General features: G+C 72.7%; 18 protein-coding genes. 10 read left to right on the top strand and 8 right to left on the bottom strand.

Translation table 11 applies throughout. The features are described from left to right. Nucleotides 1-29 precede the first annotated feature (29 nt). Nucleotides 30-626, top strand: a complete 597-nt coding sequence (locus ABZ840_RS20485; protein ID WP_361561480.1) for a TetR/AcrR family transcriptional regulator — start codon at nt 30-32, stop codon at nt 624-626. Between the two features lie 50 nt (nt 627-676). Here ABZ840_RS20485 and ABZ840_RS20480 read toward each other — a convergent pair whose 3' ends face one another. Further along, nucleotides 677-2032, bottom strand: coding sequence for an MFS transporter (locus tag ABZ840_RS20480; RefSeq protein ID WP_361561479.1), 1356 nt, complete (start codon nt 2030-2032; stop codon nt 677-679). Nucleotides 2033-2113: 81 nt separating this feature from the next. Beyond that, nucleotides 2114-3082, bottom strand: a complete 969-nt coding sequence (locus tag ABZ840_RS20475; protein WP_361561478.1) for an alpha/beta hydrolase — start codon at nt 3080-3082, stop codon at nt 2114-2116. 123 nt (nt 3083-3205) lie between these two features. Here ABZ840_RS20475 and ABZ840_RS20470 point away from each other — a divergent pair, with 123 nt between their 5' ends. Further along, on the top strand, nt 3206-3925 hold the full coding sequence (locus ABZ840_RS20470; protein WP_361561477.1) for a TetR/AcrR family transcriptional regulator: 720 nt from the start codon (nt 3206-3208) through the stop codon (nt 3923-3925). Between the two features lie 24 nt (nt 3926-3949). Here the strand turns inward: ABZ840_RS20470 and ABZ840_RS20465 are convergent, their stop codons facing one another. Continuing rightward, the gene (locus tag ABZ840_RS20465; RefSeq protein WP_361561476.1) at nt 3950-4540 is read right to left on the bottom strand and encodes a TetR/AcrR family transcriptional regulator; all 591 of its coding nucleotides are present in this window, start codon (nt 4538-4540) and stop codon (nt 3950-3952) included. Nucleotides 4541-4930: 390 nt separating this feature from the next. On the opposite strand from ABZ840_RS20465, the gene ABZ840_RS20460 reads away from it, so the two are divergent. The 3 genes from ABZ840_RS20460 to ABZ840_RS20450 all read left to right on the top strand — a co-directional run bounded on the left by ABZ840_RS20460 (nt 4931) and on the right by ABZ840_RS20450 (nt 8094). Continuing rightward, nucleotides 4931-6589: a catalase gene (locus ABZ840_RS20460; protein ID WP_361561475.1), complete on the top strand. Its 1659-nt coding sequence runs from the start codon at nt 4931-4933 to the stop codon at nt 6587-6589. 98 nt (nt 6590-6687) lie between these two features. After that, entirely contained in the window at nt 6688-6996 is a 309-nt protein-coding gene (locus ABZ840_RS20455) for a hypothetical protein (RefSeq protein WP_361561474.1), read from the top strand. A gap of 51 nt (nt 6997-7047) precedes the next feature. Further along, a complete protein-coding gene (locus tag ABZ840_RS20450) occupies nt 7048-8094 on the top strand; it encodes an MBL fold metallo-hydrolase (protein ID WP_361561473.1) in 1047 nt (348 codons plus the stop codon). Between the two features lie 16 nt (nt 8095-8110). Here the strand turns inward: ABZ840_RS20450 and ABZ840_RS20445 are convergent, their stop codons facing one another. Continuing rightward, on the bottom strand, nt 8111-8497 hold the full coding sequence (locus tag ABZ840_RS20445) for a tautomerase family protein (protein ID WP_361561472.1): 387 nt from the start codon (nt 8495-8497) through the stop codon (nt 8111-8113). A gap of 203 nt (nt 8498-8700) precedes the next feature. Between ABZ840_RS20445 and ABZ840_RS20440 the strand changes: the two genes are divergently transcribed. Then, nucleotides 8701-9396: an alpha/beta fold hydrolase gene (locus tag ABZ840_RS20440; RefSeq protein WP_361561717.1), complete on the top strand. Its 696-nt coding sequence runs from the start codon at nt 8701-8703 to the stop codon at nt 9394-9396. Nucleotides 9397-9515: 119 nt separating this feature from the next. Here ABZ840_RS20440 and ABZ840_RS20435 read toward each other — a convergent pair whose 3' ends face one another. Next, nucleotides 9516-10796 carry a family 16 glycosylhydrolase gene (locus tag ABZ840_RS20435; RefSeq protein ID WP_361561471.1) on the bottom strand — a complete coding sequence of 427 codons (1281 nt, stop codon included), beginning with the start codon at nt 10794-10796 and terminating at the stop codon, nt 9516-9518. A gap of 217 nt (nt 10797-11013) precedes the next feature. Next, nucleotides 11014-11943: an alpha/beta fold hydrolase gene (locus ABZ840_RS20430; protein ID WP_361561470.1), complete on the bottom strand. Its 930-nt coding sequence runs from the start codon at nt 11941-11943 to the stop codon at nt 11014-11016. Nucleotides 11944-12089: 146 nt separating this feature from the next. Here ABZ840_RS20430 and ABZ840_RS20425 point away from each other — a divergent pair, with 146 nt between their 5' ends. Beyond that, a complete protein-coding gene (locus tag ABZ840_RS20425; protein WP_361561469.1) occupies nt 12090-12707 on the top strand; it encodes a TetR/AcrR family transcriptional regulator in 618 nt (205 codons plus the stop codon). Here ABZ840_RS20425 and ABZ840_RS20420 read toward each other — a convergent pair. Beyond that, complete coding sequence (locus ABZ840_RS20420) at nt 12704-13279, bottom strand: TetR/AcrR family transcriptional regulator (RefSeq protein WP_361561468.1); 576 nt, start codon at nt 13277-13279, stop codon at nt 12704-12706. The genes ABZ840_RS20425 and ABZ840_RS20420 overlap by 4 nt on opposite strands. A gap of 142 nt (nt 13280-13421) precedes the next feature. On the opposite strand from ABZ840_RS20420, the gene ABZ840_RS20415 reads away from it, so the two are divergent. Continuing rightward, nucleotides 13422-13880: a nuclear transport factor 2 family protein gene (locus ABZ840_RS20415; RefSeq protein WP_361561467.1), complete on the top strand. Its 459-nt coding sequence runs from the start codon at nt 13422-13424 to the stop codon at nt 13878-13880. Nucleotides 13881-13902: 22 nt separating this feature from the next. Beyond that, entirely contained in the window at nt 13903-14541 is a 639-nt protein-coding gene (locus ABZ840_RS20410) for a LysE family translocator (protein ID WP_361561716.1), read from the top strand. Between the two features lie 87 nt (nt 14542-14628). Here the strand turns inward: ABZ840_RS20410 and ABZ840_RS20405 are convergent, their stop codons facing one another. Beyond that, a complete protein-coding gene (locus ABZ840_RS20405; RefSeq protein WP_361561466.1) occupies nt 14629-14907 on the bottom strand; it encodes a DUF6355 family natural product biosynthesis protein in 279 nt (92 codons plus the stop codon). A 415-nt stretch (nt 14908-15322) separates the two neighbouring features. Here ABZ840_RS20405 and ABZ840_RS20400 point away from each other — a divergent pair, with 415 nt between their 5' ends. Continuing rightward, a complete protein-coding gene (locus tag ABZ840_RS20400; RefSeq protein ID WP_361561465.1) occupies nt 15323-16360 on the top strand; it encodes an alpha/beta fold hydrolase in 1038 nt (345 codons plus the stop codon). Nucleotides 16361-16558 lie beyond the last annotated feature (198 nt).

The following is a 16558-nucleotide window of genomic DNA, read 5'->3' as shown; positions in this document are numbered from 1 at the left end:
AGGTGTCGGCACGGTGATGCGGAGAGGCGATGGCCGAGGACAGAAGGGTCAGGAAGACCCGCAAGGCGCTGCGCGACGCCCTGGTGGCACTCGTACTGGAACGCGGCTTCGCCGCACTCAGCGTCGAGGACATCACCCGGCGCGCCGACGTGGCCCGCGCGACCTTCTACAGCCACTGCCGCGACAAGGACGAACTGTTCGCGCGGGTGACGTCCGACCTGCTCGCCGAGCTGGAGGCACGGCTGCGTCCCGCGGTCGCCGAGAGCGCCGTCGGGTTCACGGGAAAGCCGGTGCTCGAAATGCTCCGGCACGCCCGCGACGAGCGGGACCTGTACCGGATCGTGCTGCGCGGCGAGGGGGACGGCAAGCCGCTGCGCATGTTCACGGAGGCCTGCGCGCGCGTCACGGCCGAGGAGTTCCGCACCCGTTCGGAACGCAACGACGTCCAGCCCCGCATCGACCCCGGACTGCTGGCCCGGGCGTGGGTCGGCGAACAGATCGCCGTACTGCAGTGGTGGGTCGAGCACGAGACGGTGCCGATGCCGGCCGAGGAGGTCGTCCGCATGCTGCTCGACCTCGCACTGCGAGGCCGCTACTGGGCCACGGGGTTCGCCCCGCCGGCCTGACGTCGCGCGCCGCCGCCCGGGCCGACGGGGGTGCCGGACGGGCGGGATCGTCAGAGGTGACCGGGGGAGCCGGCCGGGATTCCCAGCCGGGCGGCGTCGCGGTCCGGGCGGATGACTGCGAGGGCGAATGCGCCGCATACGGCCATCGCCGCGGCGGTCAGCAGGAACGCGTGGGTGTAGCCGGCGGCCTCCGAAGCGGCGCCGTCGATGAGACGGCCCGTCAGGTACGGGACGAACAGTCCGGGCAGGGTACCGGTCGCGGCGACGATGCCGAAGGCGGCGCCCCGCTGCCGGGCGGGCACCACCTCGGCGGTGGTGACGTAGTGCAGCGGCAGCGCGACCGCGTGGCAGCCGAAAGCCAGGGCGAGCAGGAGGAGTTGCGCGAGGCCGGGGCCGGCGAAGGGGAAGGCCGCCATGGCGCCGCCCGACACCAGCACGGCCAGCCCCTGCGGGAGACCGCTCGCCACGCGGCTGGAGGCGCCGCGCGTCTTGAGCGCGTCGGTGAACGGCGAGACCGTCAGCAGCAGGACGAAGCTCAGGGTCGAGACGCCGCTGACCATCAGGCCCACCTGCGTCGCCCCCATGCCCGTCTGTGTTCTCAGGTAGGCGGGCAGCCAGGCGCTGGCGAGGGCCAGGGCCCACTGCGCCGCGAACGCGCTGCAGATGCCGCCCAGTACGGTGCCGTTGAGCAGCACCTTCCCGTACGGCAGCGCGGCGCCGTCGGGCCGCGGCGTCCGCCCCGGCGCGGTCTTCGCCGCCGCACGCTTCCCGTCGTCGCCGAACGGCCCCTCACGCCCGGCCCGCAGCCAGACGAGCCCCCACGCGAAGCTGATGACCGCCAGCGCGGCGAACGCCGAACGCCAGCCGAAGTCGCTGATGAGCCAGGTCAGAAAGGGGGCCGCGAGCAGTGTGCCCAGTGCGGCCCCGCTGATGTGCAGGGCGGAGGGCAGCCCCCGCCGGTCGCCCGGGAACCACTTGTACAGGGCGTGCATGGACATCGCGGCCGCCGGCCCCTCGGCGGCGCCCAGCAGCACCCGGCCGGCGATCAGTGCGGGCACCGCCGCCGCGATCAGCGCCGGGAGCTGCGCCACCGCCCACAGCATCGTCAGCGTGAACAGGATCCCGCGCGTGCCGACGCGGGCCGAGAGGAACCCCACCGCCAGTCCGGACACGCTGAACAGCAGGTAGAAGGAGCCGGCGATGAGCCCGTACGTGCTCCTGCCGATGTCCAGCTCGTCCATGAGCGGCACCGCGGCCAGGCCCAGGACGGCCTTGTCCGCGTGGTTGACCACCATGAAGGCGACGATCAGCGCGGTGACGAGCCAGGCCCGGCGGGGGGTGCCGCCGGGCGGCCCGAGCGGATCGGCGGGAACGGCGAGCGAGGGCTCGGAGGGACGGATGACCATGACAGCTCCCGCAACGTTACTGAACTAAGTGTCTACTAACGCTCCTGCTGTCATGAAAGTAGGCCGGAGGCGGTATGCCGGTCAACGGTCCGGAAGCGGGTTCCGTGGCCTCTGCTCCTGTGGCCGCCGCTTCCGTGTCGGCCGCGCGGTGTCGGCCAAGGCGCGGATCTCCGTGGCGACGCTGTCCCACGCGGGCGCCGGAAGTTCATGGCCGACCTCCGGCAGGAGTACCAGCCGCGCGCCGCGGACCCGGGCCGCGATCGCCCTGCCCGCGGCGGGTTTGATCAGCGGGTCGTCCGCGCCGTGCAGGACGAGCGTGGGCCGGTCGAGGGCGCTGATCGGCGGGCCGTGCCACTGCGCGCCGATCTGCCGGCTCTGCGCCTCCGGGTCGTGCACGCCACTGTCGGCGTTGCCCTCGGCCGCCTTCCGGGCGGCCCGCTCGTCGAAGGGGCGGCGCGGCGAGGCGAGCAGCCGGGAGACGGCGACGCCGGCCGCCACGGCGCCCTCCCGTGTGTCGGGAAACCTCAGGCGGGCGAACTTCGCCAGCGTCCCCAGCCGTACGTACCGCAGGGCCCGCAGCCCCGAGACGTCGCCGGGAACGGAGGCCATGGTGGTCAGCGTCCGCACCCGGTCCGGGTGCCGCAGCGCCACGCGCTGTGCGACGGCGCCGCCGAGCGAGACGCCCAGCAGGTGTGCCGACTGCCAGCCCAGGGCGTCCAGGACGGCGACCGCGTCGTCCGCCATGTCCTCGGCGGTGTAGGCCGTTCCGCGCCGGCGGAGCAGTGCCGAGATCGGATTGCGGGTGGCGGTGGGCGGCAGGTGGGTCGACTCCCCGCCGTCGCGCTGGTCGTAACGGGCCACCGCGAAGCCCTGCGCGGCCAGCGTCCGGCACAGTCCGTCCGGCACCCATCGCCGGTTGGCGCCCAGGCCGATGACCAGCAGCAGCGGTTCGCCGTCGGCGCCTTCGGCCAGCCGGTCGTAGGCCAGTCGCACCGTGCCGTTCTCGGCCCGCCGTACCGGGCTCCACAGGTGCGTCGGTGATGAGGACATGAGCCCCTCCCTATAACTGCGAACGGTGTTCTTAGTTTTAGGGTAAGGGATGCACTGAAGAGAGATGAACCGAAAAGGCATGCACCGATGTCCGGGGACGGTCGGGAGAAGGCGGGTGGGCGAGTGTCCGGGGAACCTGTGACGGTCTGGGCGCGGCCCGAGCGCGGCACCCGCGGTCCGGCGGCCGCGCACAGCCGCGCGGAGCTGACCGCGGTCGCCGTCGCGCTGGCCGACCGCGGCGGCCTGACAGCGGTGACGATGCGTCAGGTGGCCAAGGAGCTGGGCGTCGGCCAGGCATCGCTCTACCGCTACCTCTCGGGCCGCGCCGACCTGCTCGACCTCATGGCGGACGCGGCGGCCGGCGAGATCGACCTGGCGGAACCACTCTCCGGCGACCCTGTCGCGGACCTGGTCGCCCTGGCGGTCCGGACCAAGGCCGTCCACCTGCGGCACCCCTGGCTGTCCGACATCCCGCCGGAACCGCTCCGGCTGGGCCCCCGGGGCCTGGACTACCTGGAGTACGCGCTCCGGGCGCTGGCGCCCGTCCGGCTGCCGGGCCGGGCCAAGGTGGAGGCCGTCGCCCTGATGAACGCCCTGACCGCCCAGTTCGCCCGGGCGGAACTCCAGGGCGCCCGCACGGACACCGACCGCCGGACGGCGCAGGCCGCGTACCTGAACGAAGCGGCGGCCCGCGGCGACCACCCGCACCTCGCGGCCGCCCTGGCCGATGGCACCGCGACGGAACCGGCGGGACCGGCAACGGACCCCGCGGCGGACCCGCAGGAGCTGTTCGCGCGCACGATGCACCGCGTACTCACCGGCCTCGTGCAGCCCGCCCCCTGAACCGCCCGGCCGGGGCGGCGGCACTCACGGGCGCACGGACTGCCAGATGCGGTCGGGGAGGATGCGGACGGCCTCGTCCAGGTCGACGTCCCCGACGGAGAGCCAGCGGCGGGCGACCCCGACCACGGGCCCGAGCAGGAGGGACTCCAGCAGCGGGGCGGGCAGCGGGGCGAGTTCGCCGGCGTCGGTACGGCTCTGGATCCAGCCGGCGACCGGCGACAACCGGGCCTCCTGGGCGGCGCGGACCTGCGGGGCGTGCGCCATGCCGTAACGGTCGGCGCTCGCGGAGTGCACGAGCCGCGCCGCGTCCGGATGCTCCCGGAGAAAATCCAGGTAGGCGCGGACGACGGCCCGGATGCCCGAGCGGGCGGTGCGGGTCCGCTCCAGCGCCCCGGACAGCCGGTCGAGCAGCCGCCCCAGCCAGCGCAGCGTGAGCGCCGTGACCAGGCCGTCGATGCTCCCGAAGTGGTGGTAAAGGCTGCCCGGGCTGACCCCGCTGGCTCTGGTGACCGCGCTGACGGTGAGGCCCGGTTCGCCCGAGGCCGCGTACACCCCGAGAGCGGCGTCCAGGACCTGCTCGACGGTGGCCTCGCCACGCTGCTGCTTGGGGCTCATCGGGCGACCGTCCTCGGTGTCGTACGGGGCGGTGTCCTCATGGTCCCGCTGCGGGCAGCATAGGACACCGGGTTTTCTGGAATTGTTTTCTAGAAACCACTTCCACATCCCCCGCCAGGTCCCGCAGACTGGGCCCGTGCCGGACCAGGTCCGTCCGCTCGGGGGAGGCGGGCGGCCCCGGTCCCGGCCTTGCCGGAGGGTGATTCCTCCGAGCGCGCGGCATGGGGCAGTGCCCCGCCGTGACCGATAGCGCCGTTGCGCCGACCGGGTGCGGGCCAAAATGGTGAACTTCTGCACTGATTCCGTCCGAATGGGTACCCCTGTTCCACCCGAGCCCTACCCATACGGCGCGGACCGAGCGCCTTCGAGTGCTGAAGGAAACCGAGAGCAGTGACAGACGCAGCAAGCCAGGGGCCGGCCCCCGGCGACGACCGCCCCGTGCTGACCAACCGTCAGGGCCACCCGGTCTACGACAACCAGAACCAGCGGACGGTCGGCGCGCGCGGGCCCGCCACTCTGGAGAACTACCAGTTCCTGGAGAAGATCAGCCACTTCGACCGCGAGCGCATCCCGGAGCGCGTCGTGCACGCCCGCGGTGTGACGGCCTACGGCTACTTCGAGAGCTACGGGAAGTGGGGCGAGGAGCCGATCGGCCGGTACAGCCGGGCCAAGCTGTTCCAGGAGGCCGGCAAGCGCACCGACGTGGCCGTGCGCTTCTCCACCGTCATCGGCGGCCGCGACTCCTCCGAGGCCGCCCGCGACCCGCGCGGTTTCGCGGTGAAGTTCTACACCGAGGACGGCAACTGGGACCTGGTCGGCAACAACCTGGGCGTGTTCTTCATCCGGGACGCCATCAAGTTCCCCGACGTCATCCACGCGCTCAAGCCCGACCCGGTCACGCACGAGCAGAAGCCGGCCCGGATCTTCGACTTCATGTCGCAGACCCCGGAGTCGATGCACATGCTCGTCAACCTCTTCAGCCCCCGCGGCATCCCCGCCGACTACCGCCACCAGCAGGGCTTCGGCGTCAACACCTACAAGTGGGTCAACGGCGAGGGGAAGACGGTCCTGGTCAAGTACCACTGGATGCCCAAGCAGGGCGTACGCAGCATGACCGAGGAGGACGCGGCCAACGTACAGGCCGGGGAGCTCGGTCACGCGACCAAGGACCTGTACGAGGCGATCGGCCGCGGTGACCACCCCGAGTGGGAGCTGCTCGTCCAGATGATGGACGACCACGACCACTCCGAGCTGGACTTCGACCCGCTGGACGACACCAAGACCTGGCCGGAGCAGGACTTCCCGCCGCAGCCCGTCGGCCGGATGGTGCTGAACCGCATGCCGGACAACTACTTCGCCGAGAACGAGCAGATCTCCTTCGGCACCGGCGTCCTCGTCGACGGACTGGACTTCTCCGACGACAAGATGCTCGTCGGACGCACCTTCTCCTACAGCGACACCCAGCGGTACCGCGTCGGCCCGAACTACCTCCAGCTGCCGGTCAACCGCGCCAAGAACGCCACCGTGCACACCAACCAGCGCGACGGCCTCATGGCGTACGAGCAGGACCAGCACGGGGGCAACCCGGAGGTCAACTACGAGCCGTCGATCACCGGCGGGCTGCACGAGGGCCAGTACCCCACCCACGACGAGCAGGGGCCGGAGATCCGGGGCCGGCTCACCCGCAAGCGGATTCCGCGCACCAACGACTACCAGCAGGCCGGGCAGCGATACCTCCTCATGGAGGACTGGGAGCGCGACGAGCTGGTGAACAACTTCATCACGCTGATCTCCCAGGCCGACCGCGCGGTCCAGGAGCGGATGGTGTGGCACTTCCTGCTGGTCGAGAACGACCTGGGCCTGCGGGTCGGCAAGGGCCTCGGCATCGGCCCGCAGGACGTCACCCACCTGAAGCCGCTGGCCGGCCAGGACCTGACGGACGAGGACCGCAAGCGGCTGTCGAACCTCGGCGACAACCCGCCGCGTGACGTCTCCGGCCTCACCATGACGCACTGCGTCCCCGACGAGCGGCATGTCGTCACCCGCTGACGGGCACCCGTGAGCGGACGGACGACGCTTCGGGGTGCGGCCCCGCCCGGGGACAGGCGGGGCCGCACCCCCAGCGGCGGGAGGAGGAGCGGCAGCACATGGCAGCGGCGAAGCGGTACGCGGTGGCGGCATCGGGGCAGTGGACGGATGAGGAGGACGGCCGCCGCCGGCTTCCCGCGGGCGAGGTGCACGCCTGGGAACAGGGCCTGAACCAGACCGTGTGCGGCCTCTCCCTCAACCGCTCGCAGCTGGCACGCTTCCCGCACGTCGGATGGCCCGACATCCTCCCCGAGTCCGGCGGCGCCGCCGACCGCGTCCAGCGGGTCTGCCCCCGCTGCGCGTCCGTGGCCGGCCGCAGCGGCCCCGCCGCCCGCCCCCGCTGGCACCGCACGAACCCACGGCCGTGACCGTCGGGGAGGCGGAACACACCCGTCCCCCGCGGGGCTCCCGTATCGTGAGTGAGGCTCGGCGCAGTGGCCGGGCTGGTCGCCATTCACCTGCCGGTCACGGCCCGGGAGATGCCCATGACGTCCTCGTACCGCCATGACGGATCGGCCGGCCGGCAGCTCTCGCGGCGTCGCTTCGGACAGTGGGCCGCCCTCGGCCTCGCCGCCGGCGCCGGTGTCGGAACGCCTGCCCTCGCCGCGCCGGCCAGGGCCGCGGGGGAGGACGCGCAGGAGCACTACGACCGGGCCCGCAGGCTCGCCGGACGCGACCCGGTCCTGCGTGCCATCGCGTCGGCCCTGACCCCTGGCGTCGAGTTCCCCCGGCCGCCCGCGCCGGCCCCGCTCCGGCTCTTCGACAACCTCGCCTTCCTGAGCGCGGGTTGGGTCTCCGCCATGGCGGTGCTGACCGACGACGGGATCGTACTGATCGACGCGCTCACCTCCCCGGCGGAGGCCGAGAGCATCATCGTCCGCGGGCTCCGCGAGCTGGGCGCCCGCCCTGAGACGATCAAGTACGTCATCGCCACCCACGGACACGGGGACCACATCGGCGGCGCGCAGTACCTGGCCGACCGCTACGGGGTGCGCGTGCTGATGACGCCAGCCGACTGGGACCTCGTCGCCCGCACCCGCCCGGACCACGCCCCCGACCGGGACCTGGAGATCACGGACGGGCAGCGCCTCACGCTCGGCGGCACGACGATCCGGCTGCACCGCACTCCCGGCCACACCCCGGGCACCGTCTCGCTCGTCCTCCCCGTACGGGCCGGCCGCGCGCGGCACACGGCCATGCTGTGGGGCGGCACCAATCCGCCCGGCACGCCCGCGGAGCTCCGCGCCTACCTGGCGTCCCTGCGCGCCTTCCGGCACCGGACGCGCCGGGCGGGCGCCGACGTGGAGCTCTCCAACCACCCCAACGACCACGGCCTCCAGCGCGCCGAGCAGTTCCGGACCGCCCCCGACGGCCCGAACCCGTTCGTCCTCGGCCGCCGGCGGACGGACCGATACCTGGCGGTCATGGAGGCCATGCTCCGCGGCCGGCTCGCCGACGCGTCCTGATGCCGGGAGAGTCCGCTCAAGCAGTGGCGTACTGTGCCTCGCCGTTGCCGAGCGACCAGTCGATCGGTGCGTTCTCGGTGAGCGTGATGAACACGTTGCGCGGCTCGGTCCCGGCGTACTCGTGGGCCAGTTCGGCGATGCGTCGGTAGAGGGCCTTCTTCTGCTCGGAGTGGCGTCCCGCGCGCATGGTGAGGGCGACGTAGACGATGCCGTCGTCGCGGTGGATGCCGAGGTAGTCGTCGTAGCGCAGTGTGCTGTGCGTGCCGTCGTGGCCGGTCAGGATCTGGAAGCGGTCGTCGGGCGGGAAGCCGAGCGTTTCCACGAGGGCGTCGTGCACGGCGCGGCCGAGCGCGTCGAGGCGTTCGCCGGCGGTGCCCATCGCGTCGATACGGACCAGTGGCATGGGGTCTCTCCTCAGGGGATGGGGGACGGGAGCCCGGGTCAGGGTCGTACATACTAGTAGTTACAAAAGGGTGAGAGGGCAGGGGGCAGCGCCTTGGGGGAGGGGCGTTCTGCTTGAGGTGCTGACATCGTGGGCAGGACAGGCCGACAGGTGTCGACGAGCGAGGCGAGGCGGGAACGGTGCAGGAGACGGGGGTGCGCGGCGTGGATTCCGCGCTGGTGACGCGGGCCGCCACGGCCCGGACGGCGGCGGCCGCGGTGCTCGTGCTCCACGGCGGGCGGGAGGAGGGGCTCGACGCGCCCCGGCGGGGGAACCTGGCGGCCGCCCGCATGCGCCCCTTCACCCGGGCGATCGCGCGGGCGACGGCGGAGGACAGTGTGTTCGTGGGGGAGGTGCGGTACCGCCACCGCGGGTGGAACGGTGACCGGGAGGACGCGGCGCGGGACGCCCGGCGTGCGGTGGACGAGCTGGTCGAGCACGCGGGGGAGGTGCCCATCGTGCTGGTCGGGCACTCCATGGGCGGCCGTGCGGCGCTGCGGGCCGCCGGGCATCCGCTCGTACGGTCCGTCGTGGCCCTCGCCCCGTGGTGCCCCGCCGGTGAACCGGTGGCGCAGCTGGACGGCCGCCGCCTGGTCCTCGTGCACGGCGACCGGGACCGGACGACCGATCCGCGCGACTCCTGGCGCTTCGCCGTCCGGGCCGCCGAGGCGGGCGCTCACCCGTGCACCGTGACGATGCGGGGCGGCGACCACCCCATGCTGCGCAGAGCCGGCGACTGGCACCGGCTCACCGTCTCCCTCGTCACGGGCCTTCTGGGGTCCACGCCACTGCCGCCCGCGGTGGCCGAGCGGCTGTCCGGTGAGGGTGGGGCGGCGGCGCTGAGCCCGCTGGAGTGGTGACATGCCGAACGCGCTGCCGCGTACGACTGTTGAAGACAGTGGTACGCGGCAGCGCGTCGCTGCCACCTGTCACCGGCGGTGTGGACTCCCGTTTCCGTACGCCGCCGGTGACCGCTCTCTCACGTCACCAGTGACCACTTCTGGTTCGCGGCGCCCGTGCACGTCCAGATCTGGGTCGGCGTGCCGTCCGCCGGGTTGTTGCCGACGACGTCCAGGCACTTGTTCGCGGGGAGGTTGACCAGGTCGTTGGTGGACGCGTTGTACGACCACCGCTGTGCGCCCGTGCCGTTGCAGTCCCACAGCTGTACGCGGGTGCCGTCCGCCGTACCGGCGCTCGCGGCGTCGAGGCACTTGCCGAGCGCCCGTACGGTGCTGTCGGAGCCCGTCGTCCAGCGCTGCGCGGTGTTGCCGTTGCAGTTGGCGAGCTGCACGGTCGTGCCGTTGGCGGTGTTGGCGCCGGCCACGTCCAGGCACTTGCCGGACAGCCCCCGGAACGTGCCGGTGGTGCCGGCGCTGTCGGAGGTGGTGACCTTGACGTGGTCGACGACGAGCTGCTGGGGGAAGGAGGTCGACCCGTCGGGGTCGCCCGGCCAGTAGCCGCCGACGGCGAGGTTGAGGATGAGGAAGAACGGCTTGTTGAACGCCCACTGCTTGCCGCCGAGGTCGGCGGGGGTGCGGCGCTGGTAGACGTTGCCGTCCACGGACCAGGTGAGGGAGTCAGGCGCCCAGTCGATGGCGAAGGTGTGGAAGGCGTCGGCGAAGGCCTGCCCGTTCGGGAGGCTGTACCCGGCGCCGATGCCGCCGCTGCCGGAGTAGCCGGGGCCGTGGATGGTGCCGTGCACCGTACCGGGCTCGAAGCCGACGTTCTCCATGATGTCGATCTCGCCGCTGTTGGGCCAGCCGACCTGGCCGATGTCGTTGCCGAGCATCCAGAACGCCGGCCACATGCCCTGGCCGCGCGGCACCTTCATCCGCGCCTCGACGTGGCCGTACTGCGCGGTGAACTTCCCGGAGGTGTTGAGCCGGGCCGAGGTGTATTCACAACGGCCGTACCAGCATTGGTAGTTGTTGGGGTTCTCCTTGCGTGCGGTGATGACCAGCTGACCCTGGCCGTTCAGGGCGGCGTTGGAGTTGCCGGCGGTGTAGTACTGGCGCTCGTGGTTGTTGACGTTGTCGCCGGTCTCCAGCTGCCACTTGCCGCCGTCCACGGCCGATCCGGCCGGGCCGTCGAAGTTGTCCTCGAAGGTCACCGCCTGGGTCGACGCGGTGCGTTCGGCGGGCGGGGCCGCCGCGACGGCGGAGCCGGGCGCCCAGCTCAGCGCGGCGGTGAGCGCGGCGGCGGCCAGTGCCGTGCCGCGGAGAAAGCGCCGGTGTCTCGGTATGGGCACGCGTAGGGACATCTGACTCCCTCGGGGTGTGGGGGCGGGGAGGGGGACCGCGCGGCCGGACGAGGGCTCGGCCGTACGAGGGGCGCGAGGGACGCCGACCGGTGCGGGTGGGTGCGGTCCGATTTGGTCCGGACCTGTCGTGTCTTCGGGAAGTGAAGCGCTGTTGGCGCGAGCCTGTCAATAAGTTGGTGAGAGCGCTCTCGAAGAAGTACCCCCGGGCATGGGCCGGTTACCCGGTCGCCGGCCGCGAGTCGACCGTGTCCATGAAGGCGAGCATCCGGGCATTCATCTGCTCCGCGTGATCGATCCACGGCCCGTGGCCGGTGTCCGCGACGATCTCGGCACGGGCGCCCGGCACCAGCCGCGGGACGCGCTCGACCTGCCGCCGCGGATGCACGAGGAGGCTCCGCCTGCCCATCAGGAGGAGCAGCGGGGTGCGGACGGTGCGGAGTTCGTCGTCGGTGAGCGGCAGCGGGGCCGGGCGGCGTATGCGGTGGGCGCGGACGCCGGCCCTGATCATCGCGCGCAGCTCGGGCACGACGAGGACCGGCTGCTCCAGCCGGGCGGCCAGCCGCGGACGGAGCGCCTTGGGCGCGAACGTCGCGAAGAGGCCGGCGAAGATCCAGACGAAGAAGCGCAGACCCACCTTCTCCAGGCCGCCCGGATCGAGCAGGGTGACCGAGGCCAGTCGGCGGGACTCGCGGTGCGCCTGGTTCAGGACGAGCCAGCCGCCGTAGGAGGCGCCGATGAGGTGCACCCGGTCCAGCCCGAGCCCGGCCAGCGTCTCGTCCAGCCACTGCGCGGCCCGCTCCGGCCGGTGCAGTGGCGCGCGCTGCACGCTGCGGCCCGGGTCGCCGGGGGTGTCGATCGCGTAGACGGGCCGATCGGCGCTGAGCGCGGGGGTGTTGGGGTACCACATGGCGGAGCAGCTGCCCGCGCCGTGCACCAGGACGACCGGGGTGCGGGCCTGCGCTGCGGGGTCCTCGGGCTCGTACCGGTACACGTGCGTGGTGCCGAAGGCCGTCTCCACGTCCGTCTCCGCGCACGCCCGCGCCCCCAGCGCGAACACCGCGTCGCAGGCGGCGAAGTAGCGGTCGCGCAGGGCGTCGTTCACGTAGCGGCCGACGTCCTTCCGGCTGCGGGTCGTGGTCTCGGGCATGGTCGGCCACCTCCGGGGAGTGTCCAGTTTTTGTGATACGACCGTACCATGATGGTGGTACGGGCGTATCATCAAAAGGCGGGTCCGCTCCGGCGCGGCCCGCCGCACGACGGCAGGCGGACACATCGGTGAGCGGAGGCGCGGCAATGCCCAAACGCGTGGACCACGACGTACGGCGCGCCGAGATCGCCGAGGCCCTGGTGCGGGTCGCCGGGCGGCGCGGACTGCACGCGGTGGGCATGCGTGACGTGGCCGCGGAGGCGGGGGTGTCGCTGCGGCTGGTGCAGTACTACTTCGAGACCAAGGAGAAGCTGCTGCTCCACGGGCTGCAGCACCTGGTCGAGGGGTTCGGCGCGCGGGTCGCCGCCCGGGTCCGGGCCGCCGGCGCCGATCCCGGGCCGCGCGCGACGGTCGAGGCGCTGCTGAAGGCGGCGCTGCCGACCGACGAGGAGAGCCGCACCTTCCACCTCCTCTACACCTCGTACGCCGTGCTGTCCGTGACCGACGAGGCGCTCGCCGCCCAGCCGTTCCTGAAGAACCCCGAGGCGGCGGAGGACACCCTCACCGGCCTGCTCCAGCAGGCGCGGGACGCCGGGCACACGCCGGCGGACCTGGACGCGCGGAGGGAGGCGGCCGGCCTGCTCGCCCTGTCCGCCGGGCTCGGTACGAGCGTCCTCGTCGGCCACCGCACTCCGCGGTCCGCCACCGCCGTCCTCGACCACCAGCTGGACCGGATCTTCCCGGCCACGCGGACCGGCGACTAGGAACCGGCAGGCACCGCGGCCACGAGGAGGGCCGCGGCCGTGTCGCGGGCGAGGCGGGCGGCCGACGGGTCGCCGTTGATCGCGGCCGTGGTGATGGCACCGTCGATCAGCAGCGCCAACTGCCCGCCCAGTACGTCCGGTTCGGCTGCTCCCAGGGCCGCCGCGAGCCCGGTCGTGTACCCCCGTACGGCGTACTTGTGGTCGTGCGCGGCCCCGGCCACGCCGTCCGAGACCGCGCCCAGTTCGCCGTACGCGTTGACGAAGGCGCAGCCGCGGAAGCCGGGGCCGGCGAACCACTCCGCCAGCCAGTCGAACACCGCCAGCACCCTCTCCGCCGGCGTGGCCCCGTGCGCGGCGACGTACTCGGCCAGGGCGGCGCGCCAGCGCTCGTCGCGGCGCCGCAGATACGCCTCCACCAGCTCGCGCTTGGCGGGAAAGCACTGGTACAGCCGCTTCAGCGACACCCCTGCGGCGGCGCGGAGCTCGTCCATGCCCACGGCCTGGACGCCGCGCTCGTAGAACAGCCGGTCGGCGGCGTCGAGCAGCCGGGTGCGGGCCTCGTCATGATTCACGGCGTCTCCTGTGTCCCCTCCCCGGCCATCGCCCAGCCGCGGAGAACGGGCGTTCTCTAGGATAGTCGAGAGACCTGGAGAACGCTCGTTCTCCATCGGTGTGCACCGGTGCGCGAAAGACGCACGACGACAGGAGACCGCCATGTCAGCAGCTCGGCCCCCCTTCCCGCCCTTCGACGAGCAGACCGCGCGACAGAAGGTCCGGGCCGCTGAGGACGCGTGGAACACCCGCGATCCCGAACGCGTCGCGCTCGCCTACACCGAGGACACCGTCTGGCGGAACCGGGACCGGTACCTCACCGGGCGGGACGAGGTCACGGCGTTCCTGCGGGAGAAGTGGGCCCGGGAGCTGGACTACGTACTGCGCAAGGAACTGTGGGCCTTCGAGGGCGACCGGATCGCGGTCCGCTTCCAGTACGAGTGCCATGACGCGGCCGGGCAGTGGTGGCGCTCCTACGGCAACGAACTGTGGGAGTTCGCCGAGAACGGGCTGATGCGCCGCCGGGAGGCGAGCATCAACGATGTCCGCATCGGCGCGGAGGAGCGGCGGCTGTCCGGCCCGCGCGCGACGGGCGGACAAAATTCGCTACCTGTCTGGTGAGCCGGCTGCTTGCATGAGTGCCATGGTGTCCACCGACCGGTTACTTGCCTTCGCGCTCATGTCCTTGCTGCTGATCGTGGTGCCCGGCCCCAGCGTGCTGTTCGTGATCGGGCGGGCACTGGCGCAGGGGCGCCGTGCCGCGCTGACCACGGTCGTGGGGAACACGCTCGGTGCGTACGTCCTCGTCGTGGCCGTGGCCTTCGGGATCGGGGCGATCGTGGAGCGCTCGCTTCTCGTCTTCACCGCCCTGAAGCTCGTGGGCGCCGCGTACCTGGTGTACCTCGGTGTGAAGGCGGTGCGGCAACGGCGGTCCCTGACGGCCGCGTTCGCCGGTGACGGGCCCGCGCACGGCAGCCTGCGCACGCTGGGCGAGGGGTTCGCGGTCGGGGTGGCCAACCCCAAGACGATCGTGTTCTTCGCCGCCGTGCTGCCGCAGTTCGTGGACCGCGGGCAGGGGCACGTCGTGGCGCAGATGCTGCTGCTCGGGCTGGTCTTCAACGCCATCGCGGTGGCCTCCGACAGTGTGTGGGGGCTGGGTGCCGCCGCGGCGCGGAGCTGGTTCGCCCGCTCGCCGCGGCGGCTCGCGGCGGTCGGCGGCGTGGGCGGGCTCGCCATGATCGGGCTGGGCGTCACCGTCGCCGCCACCGGCCGCACGGACTGAACCCGCACGCTGCGTCCGCCGTACTCCGGTACCGGCGCGATACCGGGGCCGTCGGCTTCCGCCGGCCGGCCCCGCCGTCGTACCGGATCAGCAGGTGCGGCCGACGTAGTGCGCGCCGTCGATCTTCCCGGAGGAGCCCAGCCACGTCACGCCGGGGCCCACGCAGCGCTCGTAGTTGGGACCCCAGACCTCCACCTCGATGACCACGTGCGAGCCGTCGTTCGTGCAGTGGTTGTAGTACGCGTCGCTGCCGGTCTCGTAGAAGCCGCAGGGATCGGCGGCCGCGCCGGGGGCGGCCGCGACGGACATGCCGAGGACGAGGGCCGCTGCGCCGATGGCACCGGTCAGGAAACGGCGAACGCTCATGGCGGAACTCCTTGTTGAGAGAATCCAGGGCCGAGCAGTGGGTGACTCGGTCGTGCGATGAGCGTTGCGCCATTCGTGTGGGGGTGTCAGTCGATCTCGCCCGGACGAGTGAGGCGAACCATCAGATCGTGCACAGCTATTCGTCATATCCCCGGCCAGGAGCGTCGGGCAGCGCGGCGTACTTCGGCCGTACGCGCGCCCGCGCCCGCCGGTCCAGGGCGAACACGCCGTCCGGCGCCTCCCGCCACGCAGGAGCACGGCCGGGAGGCACGCCGTGCGTACCGGCCCGCACCGCGGCGGGCCCCGGGGGCCGGGCGGCGGAGCGGACGGGAAACGCTCCGGTAACGGTGCGGGGGCGCGACAGCTTCTACGCTCGTACGCGGACCCTGCCGGCCTGTCCGGAAAGGTGGTGCCCGTGCCCATCGGACCGCGTCCGCCCCGCGCGGGGCGGCTGCACGCCGCCGTGCCCGACGACGTGGAGCTGCGCTACCACGTGGTGCACGGCTACCGCCGCGCCTACCGCTGCGCGGGCCGCGGCCCCGCCGTCGTCCTCGTCCACGGCATCGGCGACTCCTCGGCGACCTGGGCCGGCATCATCCCGGCGCTCGCCCGGAACCACACGGTCATCGCCCCCGACCTGCTCGGCCACGGCGCCTCTGACAAGCCCCGCGCCGACTACTCCGTGGCCGCCTACGCCAACGGCATCCGCGACCTGCTCGGCGTCCTCGGCATCGACCGGGTGAGCCTCATCGGGCACTCGCTCGGGGGCGGGGTGGCGATGCAGTTCGCGTACCAGTTCCCGGAGCGCACCGAGCGTCTGGTGCTGGTCAGCGCCGGGGGAGTGGGGCGGGAGGTCACCCCCGTCCTGCGGGTCGTGTCGATGCCGGTGGCGGCCGCGCTGCTCTCGGTGCTGGGCCTGCCGGGCATGCGCTGCCAGACCCGGCTGGCCCTCGGGCTGCTCAGGGCCCTCGGCACCGACCTCGGCCAGGACGCGGCGGTCCTGATGCGGCTGGTCGACGCGCTGCCGGACGCGGCGTCCCGCAGCGCCTTCGTGCACACCCTGCGGGCGGTGGTCGACTGGCGGGGCCAGGTCGTCACCATGCTGGACCGCTGCTACCTGGCCGAGGGCATGCCGACGCTGCTCCTGTGGGGCGCCCGGGACGGCGTGATCCCCGTACGGCACGCCCACCGCGCGCACGCCGCGATGCCCGGCAGCCGGCTGGAGGTCTTCGACGGCGCCGGGCACTTCCCCTTCACCGCCGATCCGGCACGCTTCCTGGCCACGGTGGAGCACTTCCTCGCCACGACCCGGCCGGCCGACTGGAGCCCCGAACGGTGGCGCGAGCTGCTCAGGGCGGGCCGCCCCGGCAGCGCCGCCGGGCGGCCGGACGACGCCCGCAACCGCGCCGTCGCACGCGAACTCCACAGCGAGAGCGAGCGCAGCGCCACCTGACCCCTTCCGCCCGTCCGCCACGCCGAATCGCCCGCTCACCGTCCGTGAAACGCCGTGGTCGTCCCGAGATGTGAGCGATTCGTCGTGGGCAATTTCCCCGCGGATTTTCTTTGACCGGCCTTTGGCCGTCACAATCACTCAGCGACCCTTCCCCGTTCTCAGCGGACTCGGTCCTGCCCGCGTGCGGCGACGACTTGC

The organism is Streptomyces sp. NPDC047117, assembly GCF_040643545.1.
Lineage (GTDB): Bacteria > Actinomycetota > Actinomycetes > Streptomycetales > Streptomycetaceae > Streptomyces.
Note: the sequence above shows the minus strand (reverse complement) of the source record. Positions and strands in the feature narration are given on the sequence as shown.